1 protein-coding gene is annotated in these 424 nt (G+C 66.3%); it reads right to left on the reverse strand.

What is annotated here, in order from left to right; all coding sequences use genetic code 11:
- The coding region (locus AC066S_RS39615; protein ID WP_478272032.1) for a carbamoyl-phosphate synthase domain-containing protein at positions 1 to 424 on the reverse strand (424 nt) is incomplete at both ends.

Below are 424 nucleotides of genomic sequence, written 5' to 3' on the forward strand. Positions count from 1 at the left end.
GTGCCGTAGCCTTCGCCCAGCGTCCATTCGGTCTGGTCCCAGGCATAGGCGCTCTGCGTGCTCACCACCTTGGCGAGGTCCAGGCCCTTCATGCTCGGCGCGGCCTTGGCGGCGGCCAGAGCTTCGTCGATGCGCGCCTGCGTGACGGATTCGCCGGCGCCCAGGCCGAGGATGGCGCCGTTCTGCGCGCCCTTGTCGCGCAGCAGGCGCGTCAGCTTGCGGGTGTCGATGTCGGCGATGGCCACGGTATTGCCGCGCGCGAGGTACTGCGAGAGCGTCTCGGTGCTGCGGAAATTGCTGGCCAGGAGGGGCAGGTCCTTGATGATGAGACCTGCGGCATGGATCTTGTCGGCCTCGACATCCTCGGAGTTGACGCCATAGTTGCCGATGTGCGGATACGTCAGCGTGACGATCTGCTGGCAAT

The sequence above is a fragment of the Bradyrhizobium sp. CFUWI genome, from assembly GCF_056429085.1.